At 56.5% G+C, this 14,220-nt stretch carries 12 protein-coding genes; 5 read left to right on the top strand and 7 right to left on the bottom strand.

Annotation, left to right across the window (positions count from 1 at the left end; all coding sequences use genetic code 11):
• Positions 1-5 precede the first annotated feature (5 nt).
• Positions 6-497, bottom strand: a complete 492-nt coding sequence (accB, locus tag ACFIO0_RS03195; RefSeq protein WP_390913522.1) for an acetyl-CoA carboxylase biotin carboxyl carrier protein — start codon at positions 495-497, stop codon at positions 6-8.
• 187 nt (positions 498-684) lie between these two features.
• On the opposite strand from accB, the gene ACFIO0_RS03200 reads away from it, so the two are divergent.
• Positions 685-2,154 (top strand): AMP-binding protein, encoded by a 1,470-nt coding sequence (locus tag ACFIO0_RS03200; protein WP_390913524.1) that lies wholly within the window; start codon positions 685-687, stop codon positions 2,152-2,154.
• On the opposite strand, the gene ACFIO0_RS03205 is transcribed toward ACFIO0_RS03200, so the two are convergent.
• The 6 genes from ACFIO0_RS03205 to ACFIO0_RS03230 all read right to left on the bottom strand — a co-directional run bounded on the left by ACFIO0_RS03205 (position 2,151) and on the right by ACFIO0_RS03230 (position 9,038).
• Entirely contained in the window at positions 2,151-3,578 is a 1,428-nt protein-coding gene (locus ACFIO0_RS03205) for a calcium-binding protein (protein ID WP_390913526.1), read from the bottom strand. The genes ACFIO0_RS03200 and ACFIO0_RS03205 overlap by 4 nt on opposite strands.
• A gap of 193 nt (positions 3,579-3,771) precedes the next feature.
• On the bottom strand, positions 3,772-4,512 hold the full coding sequence (locus ACFIO0_RS03210) for an ATP-binding cassette domain-containing protein (protein WP_390913528.1): 741 nt from the start codon (positions 4,510-4,512) through the stop codon (positions 3,772-3,774).
• 11 nt (positions 4,513-4,523) lie between these two features.
• Positions 4,524-5,288 carry an ATP-binding cassette domain-containing protein gene (locus ACFIO0_RS03215; RefSeq protein WP_390913530.1) on the bottom strand — a complete coding sequence of 255 codons (765 nt, stop codon included), beginning with the start codon at positions 5,286-5,288 and terminating at the stop codon, positions 4,524-4,526.
• 11 nt (positions 5,289-5,299) lie between these two features.
• Entirely contained in the window at positions 5,300-6,508 is a 1,209-nt protein-coding gene (locus ACFIO0_RS03220; protein WP_390913532.1) for a branched-chain amino acid ABC transporter permease, read from the bottom strand.
• 4 nt (positions 6,509-6,512) lie between these two features.
• Positions 6,513-7,544 carry a branched-chain amino acid ABC transporter permease gene (locus tag ACFIO0_RS03225; protein WP_390913534.1) on the bottom strand — a complete coding sequence of 344 codons (1,032 nt, stop codon included), beginning with the start codon at positions 7,542-7,544 and terminating at the stop codon, positions 6,513-6,515.
• A 147-nt stretch (positions 7,545-7,691) separates the two neighbouring features.
• Positions 7,692-9,038, bottom strand: coding sequence for an ABC transporter substrate-binding protein (locus ACFIO0_RS03230; RefSeq protein ID WP_390913536.1), 1,347 nt, complete (start codon positions 9,036-9,038; stop codon positions 7,692-7,694).
• A 229-nt stretch (positions 9,039-9,267) separates the two neighbouring features.
• On the opposite strand from ACFIO0_RS03230, the gene ACFIO0_RS03235 reads away from it, so the two are divergent.
• The 4 genes from ACFIO0_RS03235 to ACFIO0_RS03250 all read left to right on the top strand — a co-directional run bounded on the left by ACFIO0_RS03235 (position 9,268) and on the right by ACFIO0_RS03250 (position 14,026).
• Positions 9,268-10,569, top strand: coding sequence for a short-chain fatty acyl-CoA regulator family protein (locus ACFIO0_RS03235; protein WP_390913538.1), 1,302 nt, complete (start codon positions 9,268-9,270; stop codon positions 10,567-10,569).
• A gap of 104 nt (positions 10,570-10,673) precedes the next feature.
• Positions 10,674-11,042: a response regulator gene (locus ACFIO0_RS03240; RefSeq protein WP_390913540.1), complete on the top strand. Its 369-nt coding sequence runs from the start codon at positions 10,674-10,676 to the stop codon at positions 11,040-11,042.
• A 3-nt stretch (positions 11,043-11,045) separates the two neighbouring features.
• Entirely contained in the window at positions 11,046-11,342 is a 297-nt protein-coding gene (locus tag ACFIO0_RS03245; RefSeq protein ID WP_390913542.1) for a hypothetical protein, read from the top strand.
• Positions 11,342-14,026: an ATP-binding protein gene (locus ACFIO0_RS03250; protein ID WP_390913544.1), complete on the top strand. Its 2,685-nt coding sequence runs from the start codon at positions 11,342-11,344 to the stop codon at positions 14,024-14,026. Before ACFIO0_RS03245 ends, ACFIO0_RS03250 begins: the two co-directional genes overlap by 1 nt.
• Positions 14,027-14,220: the final 194 nt, after the last annotated feature.

Below are 14,220 nucleotides of genomic sequence, written 5' to 3' on the forward strand. Positions count from 1 at the left end.
ACGCCTTATTCGAGGATCACCAAGGGCGAGCCGAATTCTACTGCGGCCCCGTCATCGACTAGTATGCGCGTGACTTTGCCTGCGCGTGGGGCCGGAATGTGGTTCATGGTTTTCATGGCCTCGACGATCAGGATGGTGTCGCCTTCGGCCACAACCGACCCGACGCTGACGAAAGACGCAGCACCCGGTTCGGCCGCCATGTAGACGGTGCCAACCATGGGTGATGTCACGGCCGCAGGGTTCGATGCAGGATCGGCGCTGGTGGCTGGTGCGGCGGCAGCTGCAGGGGCCGATGTGGCAGGCGCTGCGGCAACGGGTGCGGCGGCGGCCATTTGCGTCACCACTTGTTGTGGTTGCTGGCGGCTGACGCGCACATTCATGCTGTCGTCTGCGGCGTATTCGCGTTTCACTTGGACCTCGGTCAGGTCGTTTTCACGCAGCACTTCGGCCAATGCCTGGATGAATGCCACATCTGCGTCGCGGGTGTTTTTTGTCATAAGTATTCGTGCCTTGTCCCTGTGGTGCTTGCCGATAACTGCGACTATGTCGCGGCCTCGGGGCACCTTGTTCTTTGCGCTCAGGTTATAGGCCAAGGGTTGACCTAAGGAAAGCGTCGTGATGCCATTGCTCATATAGGGTGCATGTCCGCTGTGTTGAAGACCCCATGCAAATCAGGAGAGCGCGATGAATTTGGCCAACTGGCTTTGGAGCCAAGGGAGCACGCGGCCCGACGCCCCTGCATTGTTTTTGGGTCAAGATTTAGTCGCCAGCTATGGGGCATTTATGTCTCGTGCGGATGGGGTCGCCGGATGGTTGCGTGCACAGGGCGTTCTGCCGAACGACCGTGTGGCTATTTTTATGAAGAATGTACCAGATTATCTGGTTGTTTTGTACGGGATTTGGGCGGCTGGCGGTGTCGCTGTCCCGATCAACGCCAAGCTGCATGGCCGCGAGGCTGCCTTCATTCTGGACAACAGCCAAGCGTTGCTGGTGTTCGCAACAAATGCTGAGGCCGCTGCCTTGGAACCTTGCACAACGCGTATTGTGAACACGTCAAACGGACTGCCCAGGGCTGATCCAATTGGCGGCGTTACTCCGCGCAGTACGGATGACTTGGCGTGGCTGTTTTACACTTCCGGCACGACGGGCCAACCCAAAGGTGTGCAAATCACGCATGGGATGCTGGCTGCGATGGCTGACAGTTACCAATCCGATGTGGATACTGTGACGCCTCAGGATGCCGCGATTTATGCCGCTCCGATGAGCCATGGCGCGGGGTTATACAACCTGATGCACGTGCGCATGGGGGCACGGCATGTGTTTCCAGCCTCTGGTGGGTTCGATCCGGGTGAAGTGTTGGATTTGGCGGCGTTTCACCAGCGTGCCCACATGTTTGCCGCGCCGACGATTGTCACGCGCCTGACGTCTTTTGCGGCCAAAACGGGCCGCGACGGGGCAGGGCTGCGCACCATCGTTTACGCTGGTGGACCAATGTATGTGGCCGATATCTTGCGGGCGCGGGCGCAATTCGGCGATGTGTTTGTGCAAATTTACGGGCAGGGCGAATGCCCGATGGCGATCACAGTGCTGCCGCGCGCGGTGATCTCGGATGAAACGCATCCGCGCTGGCGGGACCGTCTGGCGTCGGTTGGGGTCGCGCAAACAGGTATTGAGCTGCGCGTTGGCGATGGGGTGCCGACAGGGCAGGCTGGCGAAATAATGGTGCGCGGCGCGGTCGTGATGCCGGGGTATTGGCGCAACGCGGCGGCAACGGCGGCGACGTTGCACGACGGTTGGCTTGCGACTGGCGACATCGGCGCGCTGGACGCGGATGGCTATCTGACGCTGATGGATCGCTCAAAGGACATGATCATTTCGGGTGGGTCCAATATCTACCCGCGCGAAGTCGAGGAAGTGTTGCTGCGGCACCCGTCCGTCCGCGAAGTTTCGGTCATTGGCCGGGCCCACGCAGATTGGGGCGAAGAGGTCGTTGCGTGTGTGGTGGGAGAGGCGTCAGAGGCAGAGCTGGACGCGTTGTGCCGCGATCACATTGCGCGGTTCAAAGCCCCCAAAGCCTACGTCTGGTTAGACACCTTGCCGAAGAATAACTACGGCAAGGTTTTGAAAACATCGCTACGTGCGCAGCTGGCTTAGCCCAGAACCAGATCAAACGGTGGGTAGTAGTCTTCTGGCGTGACAAAGTTGTCGCCCGTCAGGCTGTCCTCTGCCACGTTCAGGAACGTCACGCTGATACCGTTTGCATCCGAGAAATCGTTTTCGCCCGGAATGCTTTGGTACAGGCCCGACAGGTCAAGCACGGCGTTGCCGTCTGCGTAGGTGACAAAGGACAGCACGTCCGCGTCGCCGTAAGCACCAAAGTAGAAATCCTCAAAGATTTCGCCGCCCATTTGCAAGCGCACTTTGTCTGCGCCCACATCAAAGTCGGTGATCACATCTGCGTCCGAATTGCCGGTGAACACAAAGCAGTCCGCGCCTGATCCGCCGGTCATGACGTCATTGCCAGCGCCACCCGTCAACAGATCTTCGCCGTTGCCGCCATCCAATGTGTCGTCGCCGCGACCACCGTTCAACGTGTCTTTGCTGTCGCCACCGAACAGGACGTCATCGTGGTTGCCGCCGTTCAACGTGTCGTTGCCTTGGCCGCCGTACAGGATGTCGTCGTGGTTGCCACCGTTCACACGGTCATGGCCGTCACCGCCGTACAGTTTGTCGTTCTGGTTGCCGCCGTTCAACAGGTCTTCGCCTTGGTTGCCGTACAGCGTGTCGTTGTCGTTGCCGCCATTGATGCGATCGTTGCCGTTGCCGCCTGTCAGCTTGTCGTCGCCATTGTGGCCATTCAAAACATCATCGTCGTCATTGCCGTAAAACCGATCATCGCCAGCGCCACCGTACATGGTGTCATTGCCTGACCCGCCAGACACGCGGTCTGCAATGGCATCTGCGTTGTTAAAGTTGTTGCCGACATCGCCCGGGTGGATCGCTGCATAGCTGTCATCGCCGGCCCCCAGATTGACGCGGCCCATTTGGCTTGCGTTCAAAACTACGTCGTTACCAGAGCCCATGTTGACCGTGCCGGTCACGACGCCGGTCAAACCGCCTGCAATCACAGTGGATGAGTCGTTGACGAAATAGTCGTCACCGCCGCCCATGCGCACGTCGCCGTCCAGCAGGGACAAGTTGTAAATACCGTCTTGGCCGTTGCCCAATTGAATATTGGTAATCATGGTGCCCAAGTTGGCGATCAGATGGGTACCACTGCCTGACATTGTGATTGCGCCGGTGACGTCGCCATCCCCAAACGGAGAGCCGCCGCCGATCGTGCCGGTGCTGTTGTTCAACAATACGGCGTCGCCATTGCCCTGGGCGCTAAGATAGACTGATATCAAACCGTTGTTAGTTACAAACGAGTCTGCGGCTGCGTAGGTGTATCCAACCATCCAAAAGCCGCCAGTGCCCGGGTTGTCATTCGTGAATTCTAAATCAAATGTACCGGCAAAATCGACTTCCGGAAAGTCGGTGACGCCTTGATAGATTAAATCGAGTGTTTGAATTGGCATTGTTCTATTCCCCAGTTTTGAATGCCTTAATTTAGCCTTAATTGGGCTGCGGATCATACCTCTAATTAGATGAAAATTTTGATGTTTCTCGTTTGGAAACAATGCACTCTGGGCGTGTGGGTTGCACAAAAAAACCGACCTCGGGGGCCGGTTTCTTCAATGTTTCTGGTTGGAATTCCCGTGGGGGTGGAAACTAGATTGCGAGGTATTCCTCGCGCAATTCTTTGTTGTCCAGAACCTCGGCAGCTGTGCCATCAAAAACAATGCCGCCAGTGTCGAGAATCACTGCCCGATCCGCCAGCTTTAGGGCGCGCACAGCGTTCTGTTCCACGATCACTGTCGTGATGCCTTGGTCTTTGATGATACGCAGCGTCTTTTCGATCTCGTCGACGATGACGGGGGCAAGGCCCTCGTAGGGTTCGTCCAGCAGCAAAACCTTGATGTCGCGGCACAGGGCGCGGGCGATGGCCAGCATCTGTTGCTCGCCACCAGAAAGGGTCACGCCTTCTTGGTTGCGACGTTCGCGCAGACGCGGGAACAGATCGTAGACGCGGTCGATAGACCAGCCAACGGGTGGTGCGATCTGCGCCAGCTTCAGGTTTTCCTCAACCGTGAGACCGGCGATGATCCGGCGATCCTCAGGGACAAGGCCGAGCCCGTGTTGCGATGCCTCAAAGCTCGCCATCTCGTGCAGTGGTTTGTGATCCAGCCAGATTTCGCCATGGGTGATTTGTGGATCATCCAGACGGGCAATCGCGCGAAGGGTCGATGTTTTACCGGCCCCGTTGCGGCCCAATAGCGCGAGGATTTCGCCCTCGTGGACGTTAAACGAGATGCCCTGCACGATGTAGCTTTCGCCGTAGTAGGCGTGCAAATCCCAAACCGAAAGGTAGGCCGGGGCAGTGGCGGCGTGATTGGCGTTTGATGCTGTCATGTTCTGTTCCTTTACGCCGCGTCTTGGGTCTCGCCCAAATACGCTTCGCGCACTTTGGGGTGACCTTTGATATTGTCGGGCGTGTCTTCGACCAATGGGGTGCCTTGGGCCAAAACGGTGATCCGTTCTGCAAGCGAAAACACCACGTGCATGTCGTGTTCGATGATGGCGATGGTGATGTCACGCTCGTCGCTGATTTGCTTGAGCAGATCGATGGTGTTGTTGGTGTCGGCCCGCGCCATGCCGGCGGTGGGTTCATCCAACAGCAACAAACGCGGTTCCTGGGACAGGCACATGCCGATCTCAAGGCGACGTTTGTCACCACGCGACAGGGCCGCTGCATGCATGTCGATCTTGTCGGACATGTTCATCTCTTCGAGCATGTGTTCCGCGCGTTCGACCATTTCTTTGTCATCCAGCATATTCTTGAAGGCTGACATGTGAAACGCGCCGTCCCGCTTGGCAAAACAAGGGATCAGCATGTTTTCCAGAACCGACAGGTCGCCAAAGATTTCAGGGGTCTGAAACACGCGGCTGATGCCCATCTGGTTGATCTCGAACGGTTTGCGCCCCAGCACGGATTGCCCGTCGAACATGACCGATCCGGTGTCCGGGATCAGTTTGCCGACCAAACAGTTCAGCAGCGTGGATTTGCCCGCGCCGTTTGGCCCGATGATGGCGTGTACCGAATTTTCGGCAACACTCAGGTTCACGTCACCCAGCGCTTGTAGTCCGCCGAACCGTTTGCCTACGTTTTTGACTTCAAGGATACCCATTGATTTGCTCCTTATTCCGCAGGTGTGGTTTTGCCGTCAGGCGTGTCTGGTGCCTTCTTGCGTTTGAAAAGGGCGATAATTTTTTGGCCACCTTGGACCAAGCCACCGGGCAAGAAGATGATCACGATCATGAACAACAGACCCAGTGTCAGATGCCAGCCTTTGCCCACAAAGTAGTGCAAGAAACCAACAAGCAGATTTTCCAGACCGTCGGGCATAAAGGACAGCCATTGTTCCAGCACGTTGTCGTTGATCTTGGACAGGATGTTCTTGAAGTACTCGTTGAACCCTGCGCCCAAGATGGGCCCGATCAGCGTACCGACACCGCCCAAAATCGCCATGATCACGATTTCACCAGAGGCGGTCCAGTGCATCCGCTCGGCACCTGCAAGCGGGTCCATTGAGGACAACAAACCACCGGCAAGGCCCGCGTACATGCCAGAAATCACAAACGCTGCCAGTGTGTAGGGTTTGGTGTTCAGGCCGGTATAGTTCATCCGTTGCTGGTTTGATTTAACCGCCCGCAGCATCATTCCAAAAGGCGAGCGGAAGATCCGGATCGAGATGTAAAACGAGATCAGCAAGAAGATCGCGCTGAGATAGTAACCAGCGTTAAACGTGAACAACCAGTTGCCGATTTCCAGCTGGTAGCTGTCGCGCATAGCCAGACCAAACAGGTGTGGAACCTCGGGCATACTGTCCAGCTTGAAATACTGCGGGTCGTTGGAATAGACCTGCAAACCGGTTTCGCCGTTGGTCAGGTTGTAGCTGGAATTTGGATTGCCCAAGACCGAGTAGGCCAAGTTGTACGACATTTGCGCAAAGGCCAGCGTCAGGATCGAAAAGTAGATGCCGGAGCGGCGCAAGGATACGTAGCCGATCAGCAGCGAAAACACACCAGCAACAACCACCGACAACAAGATGCCCGGCAATACGTTGTAGCCCAGCAGTTTGAACATCCAGACCGCAGAATACGATCCTATGCCCAGAAACGCTGCGTGCCCAAAGCTAAGGTAGCCCGTCAGTCCGAACAGGATGTTAAAGCCGATGACAAGGATGCCAAAGATCACAAACCGTTGCATCAAATCGGGGTAGCCCGCGTTGAACATTTGCGCCAGCGACGTGCCCTCGGGAAAGGGGTTCAGGATGAAGGGGGCAAAGATGACCATGATGGCCACGATGATAAACAGCGTTGTGTCGCGTTTTGTAAGGTTCAGCATTTAATTATTCCTCCATCACGCCTTTGCGACCCATAAGGCCACGCGGACGCGCTAGGATGATGATGATTGCGACAAGGTAGATGATGATTTGGTCAATGCCCGGGAACCATGCTTTGACTTGGTTCATTGAGGCGAAGGCCTCTAGGATACCCAGCATGAAACCGGCCAGAACCGCACCGGGCAGCGACCCCATGCCGCCGACAACCACCACAACAAACGACAGGACCAGGAAATCCATTCCCATGTGATAGTTGGGCGAATTGATCGGCGCGTACATCACACCTGCCAGCCCCGCCACACAGGCCGCAATCGCGAACATGATGGTAAAGCGCTTGTTGATGTTGATGCCCAACAGCCCGACGGTTTCACGATCCGCCATGCCGGCCCGCACAACCATCCCGAAGGTGGTGAATTGCAGAAAGGCGAACACAGCCCCGATAATCACCGCAGCAAAGGCAAAGTAGACCATGCGCCAGTAGGGGTAGATGATTTTGTTGGCATCAAAGCCCAGCATGACGCCGAAATCATACGATCCACGGAACGCATCAGGTGCGCCTGTCGGGATCGGGTTGGCACCGTAGAAGGCTTTGATCAGCTCTTGCAGAACGATCGCCAGACCAAAGGTCACAAGGATCTGATCCGCGTGCGGGCGTTTGTAAAAATGCTTGATCAATCCGCGTTCCATGATGAAACCAACGATGATCATGATCGGAATGGCAAAGAGAATGGCCAGCGGGACGGACCAGTCAATGATCGACGCCCCCAACTCTGGCCCGAACCAGCTTTCGACATAAGGGGTTTTGACCTTCAGCGCATTGCCAAGGAAATCCTTTTGCGTCGGGTCTTCGACGACGGACGACAGGTTCAGGATACGCTGTAGCGTGACGGCGCAGAACGCACCGATCATGAACAATGCGCCGTGAGCGAAGTTAACAACGCCCAACGTGCCGAAAATGAGAGTAAGCCCGAGCGCGATCAGCGCATAGGCAGAGCCCTTGTCGAGCCCGTTGAGAATTTGCAGAAGGATCTGGTCCATTGGTCCCGCCTTGATATGTCGGAGAGGGCCGCGCACGCGACTATGTGATAGTTAACGTGGGTGCAGGTGGTGCGTCGGAATTTATTGATTTGTCGGTCTGAGGAGGGTGGGCACGAATGCCCACCCAAATTAGCGCGAAACGCTAAATTACGCGCCTGGGTTACATGCGCCCAGTGCACCGCCCGCAAACATCGGGTGATCTGCTTCGTAGATAACCTGTGATGTTGGCGTAACTTCAACAACTTCCAAAAGGTCGAACTCGGATGTCGGGTTTTCTTTACCGCGCACAACCAAAACGTCCTTAAAGCACTGGTGATCTTCTGCACGATACAGAGTCTTACCGTTGCCCAAGCCGTCGAATTCGTAACCTTCGAGCGCTTCAACGATACCGCATGGGTTAAATGTACCCGCACGTTGTGCCGCATCTGCGTAAAGCATCGTTTGGCAATATACAGTGTGTGCCGCCTGAGAAGGTGGGAAGCCGTATTTTGTACCGAACGATTTAACGAATGCTTTCGAGCCTTCGTCTTGCAAAGACCAGTGCCAGTTTGTGGAACCGTGGATGCCTTTAACGTTTGCGCCCGCACCTTTCGCCATCAGGCGAGAGTACAATGGAACAACGATTTCAAAGTTCTTACCGTTGACGACTTTGTCGCGCAGGCCAAACTGAACAGCGTTGGTCAAAGAGTTAACCATGTTCCCGCCGTAGTGGTTCAGAACCAGAACGTCAGCACCGGAGTTCAAAACTGGAGCAATGTAGGAAGAGAAGTCAGTAGACGCGAGTGGCGTACGTACTTTGTTCACTGTGTTCCAGCCCATAGCTTCTGTTGCTGCGGCGATGGACTCTTCTTGTGTCCAGCCCCACGTGTAGTCAGCTGTCAGGTGGTACGCGTTACGATCGGAACCGTACAGGTTTTCCAGAACAGGGGCCAAAGCCGCCGCAGACATGTAACCGTTAAAGAAGTGACGGAAGCCGTTGGCTTTCTTGTCTTTACCAGTTGTGTCGTTGGAGTGTGTGAGACCGGCCATAAAGATAACGCCAGCTTCTTGGCACAGACCTTGAACAGCAATCGCAACACCCGAAGAAGAGCCGCCAGTGATCATCACTGCGCCGTCTTTTTCGATCATGGATTTTGCGGATGCACGGGCTGCGTCAGACTTTGTCTGTGTGTCGCCTGTGACGAATTCCACTTTCTTGCCCAAGATACCGTTGCCTTGCAACTCTTTGGACGAGAATGTGTTCATCATGCCGCCGTCGCCACCACCGTTCAGGTGCTCGACTGCCAGCTCGTAGGCGCGCAGTTCGTCCGCGCCTTCGTCAGCGTACGGGCCAGTTTGTGGAACGTTGAAGCCCAGCGTGACGGTCGAACCTGTTGGTGCGTTCGTATAGCCTGCGTGGCTTGCCGCGCTTAGATACGTTGGTACTGCCAGACCAGCGCCTGCGGCACCGGCTGTCTTCAGCACGCCACGGCGCGTAAAGTTAGAATTGGACATAAATATCCTCCCAGTTGTTGATTTGTGCTCGTAGGCCTCCCTAGACCCTGGACACGCGCATAAAGATGCAAAGGTGTTATCGCCTGCTTTCAGAAAATTGCGCAATAACCCCCTTGAAAATCACAACTATTTTGTAAACAACTGCACAATGCGACGGTATACTTTGTAAAGTTTGTTATGTTGCGGTGCAGAAAACCGTTGAAAACGCGACACAATCGAGGGTTAGAAAATGGCGTCAGAGGGTTTGACCGGCAGCCGCATTCGCGAGCGCCGCATTATTGCGGGCTTCAAACAGGCTGATTTGGCGCGCAAAATCGGCATTTCCGCATCCTATCTCAACCTGATTGAACATAATCGCCGCAGAATCGGTGGCAAACTGCTGCTCGACATCGCTGCGACCTTGGGGGTCGAGGCCAGCGCGTTGACCGAAGGGGCCGAGGCCGCGCTGATCGCCAGCCTGCGCGAATCTGCGGCAGGGGCCAACATCGCCACAAATGAATTGGACCGCGCCGAAGAATTCGCAGGTCGCTTTCCGGGGTGGGCCGAGGTGCTAAGTGCTGCGCATCGCCGCATCAGCGGTCTGGAACGCACGGTCGAAACCTTGAACGATCGCATGGCGCATGACCCGCAGGTCGCAGCGTCCGTGCACGAATTGTTGACGACGGCCGCGGCAATCCGGTCCACGGCCTCGATTCTGGCCGAAGACAAGACCATCACCGAGGAATGGCGCGACAGGTTTCACGCCAACATCGATCAAGACAGCCGCCGTTTGTCCGACAGCTCAAAAGCGCTGGTGGGCTATCTGGATGCCACAGAACACGCAAGCGATGCGCAAACCGGCGGTTCGCCGCAGGACGAACTGGACGCGTTTCTGGAGGCGCATGACTATTCATTCCCAAGCCTTGAGGACGGCAGCGCCGATGTGGACACAGTGTTGCAAGACACGCCGCAATTGGCGTCGGTCGCCGCCCAGCACATCGCGCGCAAAACACTGGAACGGTTGCAATCAGACGCCAAGCGGGTGGCACTGGTCACGTTGCGCGATGCGCTGGGGGCTGATCCGTTAGATCCAATCAGCTTGGCCCGCCGTTTTGACGTGCCGGTGTCCTTGATGCTGCGCCGACTGGCGGCGATGCCGGATTTGCAAACCGGATTGGTGGTCTGTGACCGCTCTGGCAGCTTTGTGTTTCGCAAGCCCGTGTCCGGCTTTGCTATCCCACGGTTCGGGGCCGCATGCCCGCTGTGGCCGTTGTTTGATGTTTTTGCCTTGCCCGGGCAGGTTGCGCGTCGGCGTGTGCAACAAGTCGGGCGCGGCAGTGCTGAATTTGACTGTTTCGCGGTGGCCGAGGCCGCAGGGCAGGCAACGTATAACAGTGCGCCGCTGGTTCAGGCGACCATGCTGATCGTGCCGGTCACCACAACGTTCGACACGGCGCAGGATGCGCTTGAGGTCGGGTCAACCTGCCGTGTGTGTGCGCGATCCAAATGCCCGGGCAGACGCGAACCGTCGATTTTAAGCGAAGGATTTTGACAGCTCTGCCAAAACCAAGGATAGTTATGTGAAATTCGGACACCCGCGCAGGGAGGAACAACCAGTCTGTTCGCGCGTGTGTCTTATGGGGAGGACGACTGAACATGGGAAAACGTGTTCTGCTGGTGGAAGATGAACCAAACATCATCGAAGCCATTACATTTCTGCTGAGCCGTGAAGGCTGGCATGTCGACACACATTCAGACGGGGCAACGGCCGTGGACAAGGTCCGCGATCTTGCACCTGATTTGCTGATGCTGGATCACATGTTGCCGGGCAAAAGTGGTTTGGACATTCTGACCGAACTGCGCAGCGATTCCGATTACGCGGCTTTGCCGATCCTGATGCTGACGGCGCGGGGGCAAATGCGTGACCGTGCCCAAGCCGAAGAGGCAGGCGTCAGCCGTTTCATGACCAAACCGTTCTCGAACACCGAAGTGTTGAACGCTGTGCGCGATCTGACGTACACCTGAGGCATGGGCAAAGAGCAAAACCCGCCGGTGTTTCTGGAACGTCGCAGCTACCGCCAGCGTCGTTTAATGGATGCGCTGCGCCTGTTGCCACTGGTGGGGATGATGCTGTGGATGGTGCCCGTGCTGTGGCCGGTTGCTGACACAGGGGACGTGCCCCCGATCAAAATGTCCCAAGCGATCACTTATGTTTTTGCGGTCTGGCTGGCGTTGATCTTTGCGACAGCGGGGTTATGGAGCCGCCTGAACGATGTCTCGTCGGGGAACCCATCCGATGACGACGCTGAAACGACAGGTCCATAATGGCGTCCCTCAACCTTTTGATCGGTGTTTGCCTGGGCTACGTGACGCTGCTGTTCGGGGTGGCGTTTGTTGCCGAACGTGCCGCCGCACGGGGCAAGGGCGCGTGGTTGCGATCACCGCTCGTCTATACTTTATCCCTTTCGATCTATTGCACCGCTTGGACATTTTACGGCGCGGTTGGCTACGCGGCGCGCTCGGGGATGGAGTTCGTGACGATCTATCTTGGCCCATCGCTGGTGATGATCGGCTGGTGGTGGGTGTTGCGCAAGCTGGTCCGCATCGGGCGCACGCAGCGGGTCACGTCAATCGCGGACCTGATTTCATCGCGCTACGGTAAATCCAACACGCTGGCGATCATCGTGACGGTCATGGCCGTGATTGGAGTCACACCCTACATTGCGCTGCAATTGCAATCCGTAACGTTGTCTCTGTCGATTTTTGCAGACCCGAGCGGTGCGACGGACGGAGGCATGAACTTGCTTTCGGCAGGCTTTTGGGTGGCGCTGGGCCTTGCCTTGTTCACCGTTCTGTTTGGCACCCGTAACCTGAATGCGAATGAACGCCACGACGGTGTTGTCATCGCTGTGGCTGTTGAGGCGGTTGTGAAACTGATCGCGCTTTTGGCCGTCGGGATATTTGTTGTTTGGGGCATTTCAGGTGGGATCACCGAAACCATGGCCCGCATTGATGCCTCTGAAATCGGGCAATGGCACATGGACCGCAGCCGCTGGGCGGCCCTGACCGTTCTGTCAGGGGCTGCGTTTTTGTGCCTGCCGCGCATGTTTCAGGTCTTGGTTGTTGAGCACGATGACGAGCGGCATTTGCACATCGCCTCGTGGGCCTTTCCGATCTACCTGATGTTGATGAGCCTGTTTGTGGTGCCCATCGCTGTTGTTGGTCTGGATTTGCTGCCAGCTGGATCAAACCCCGATCTGTTCGTTTTGACCGTGCCGTTGTCGCAGGGGCAGGACGGCCTTGCGATCCTTAGCTTCTTGGGTGGGTTTTCATCGGCGACATCCATGGTGATTGTGGCGACCTTGGCGCTGTCGACGATGGTGTCCAACCACGTGGTCATGCCGATTTACCTGTCGCTGCAAGGCGAGGGTGCAACCGTGTCGGGTGACGTGCGCAGTGTCGTGATCCTGTCGCGGCGCGCATCGATCCTGATCATCATCGCGCTTGGCTATCTATACTACCGCATCTCGGGCGGCAGTGGTGCTTTGGCCGCGATTGGCTTGATTTCATTTGCCGGTGTGGCACAGTTTTTGCCCTCGATGTTGGGCGGGATTTTCTGGCGCGGGGCGACGCGTGTCGGGGCATTGTGTGGTCTTGTCACCGGCTTTACCATCTGGATTTATGCATCGCTGTTGCCCAGTTTCGGCGCGGACGTGGTGCTAAGCCAGTCCGTGTTCGACATGGGCCCCTTGGGCATCAACTGGCTACGGCCCCAAGCCTTGTTTGGCGTCGACGGGTTGGACCCCACTGTGCACGCGGTTTTGTGGTCATTGTTGCTGAACACCGGGGCGTTTGTCGTAGGATCGCTCGTGTCGTTCCCGACGCCGCTGGAACGATTGCAGGGCGCACAGTTCGTCAACATTTTTGCCCACTCGGGGCACGCACGCGGGTGGAGCGCCTCTGTCGCGGAGAGCGAAGATTTGATGATTATGGCGCAGCGGATTCTCGGGGCACGCGAAGCGCAGGATTTGTTTCGAACAGAGGCCCGCAAGCAGGGCGTCGACGGGCATCTGCCTGAACCAACGCCGGATTTTCTACAACGGTTAGAACGTGAATTATCGGCCTCCGTTGGGGCTGCGACGGCCCATGCGATGATCAGCCAGTTGGTTGGTGGCACGTCTGTGTCGGTGCAAGATTTGATGGCTGTGGCCGACGAATCCGCACAATTGCTTGAGTACTCCAGCCAGCTCGAGGCGAAATCCTCAGAGCTGTCGCACACAGCGCTGCAGCTGCGCGAAGCCAACGCCAAACTGACCCAATTGTCCGTCCAAAAGGATGCGTTTCTCAGCCAGATCAGTCACGAGTTGCGCACACCGATGACATCGATCCGTTCGTTCTCGGAAATCCTGCGCGATACCAAGCGGCTTAGCGGCGAGGAAAAGACAAAATACGCGTCGATCATCCATGTTGAAGCCATTCGATTGACCAGGCTTTTGGATGATTTGCTGGACCTGAGTGTGCTGGAAAACGGACAAGTCAGCCTGAACGAAGCGACGGGCGCGATGGATGACGTGATCGATCACGCGGTCGCCACGACACAAGCAGGCGGTGCGACGCTACGGATCGCACGCGTAAACGGGCCGGTTCGCGTGATGGTGCACACCGATCTGGATCGTCTTGCGCAGGTGTTCATTAACCTTGTCAGCAACGCCCAAAAATACTGCAAAGCCGATGTGCCGGAATTGACGATCGAACTGCGTGAGGAACAAGGCAACGTCGAGGTCTATTTCACCGACAACGGCGTGCCGATCCCGAACGATACGCGGGCTTTAATTTTTGAAAAATTCGCGCGCATTGATGATCAAGACGGCAGCGGTGCGGGGCTTGGGCTGGCGATCTGCCGCGAAATTATGGCGCGATTGGGCGGCGATATCTTTTATTTGCCCATGACAAACGGCAACAGATTTGTGGTGCGTTTGCCACAAACCTTGGCGCTGGTGGCCCAATAATCTAACATTTTCCGCGCATTGGCGCAGATATTTTGCCTAAAACTGCGCGTTTAAAGGCGTTGGTAACTTCTGCAGGTCTATCTATCGACATAACGATAAATCCGACAACTTTGGCGGAGGCGATGGGCTTAGAACAACCACTCTCAATTCTGCAACGTAAAGCGTCAGCAGGCAAACAGGAGCACCAGGCGCGG

It is taken from the genome of Pseudosulfitobacter sp. SM2401, assembly GCF_042932805.1.
In the GTDB taxonomy this organism is placed as follows: domain Bacteria; phylum Pseudomonadota; class Alphaproteobacteria; order Rhodobacterales; family Rhodobacteraceae; genus Ascidiaceihabitans.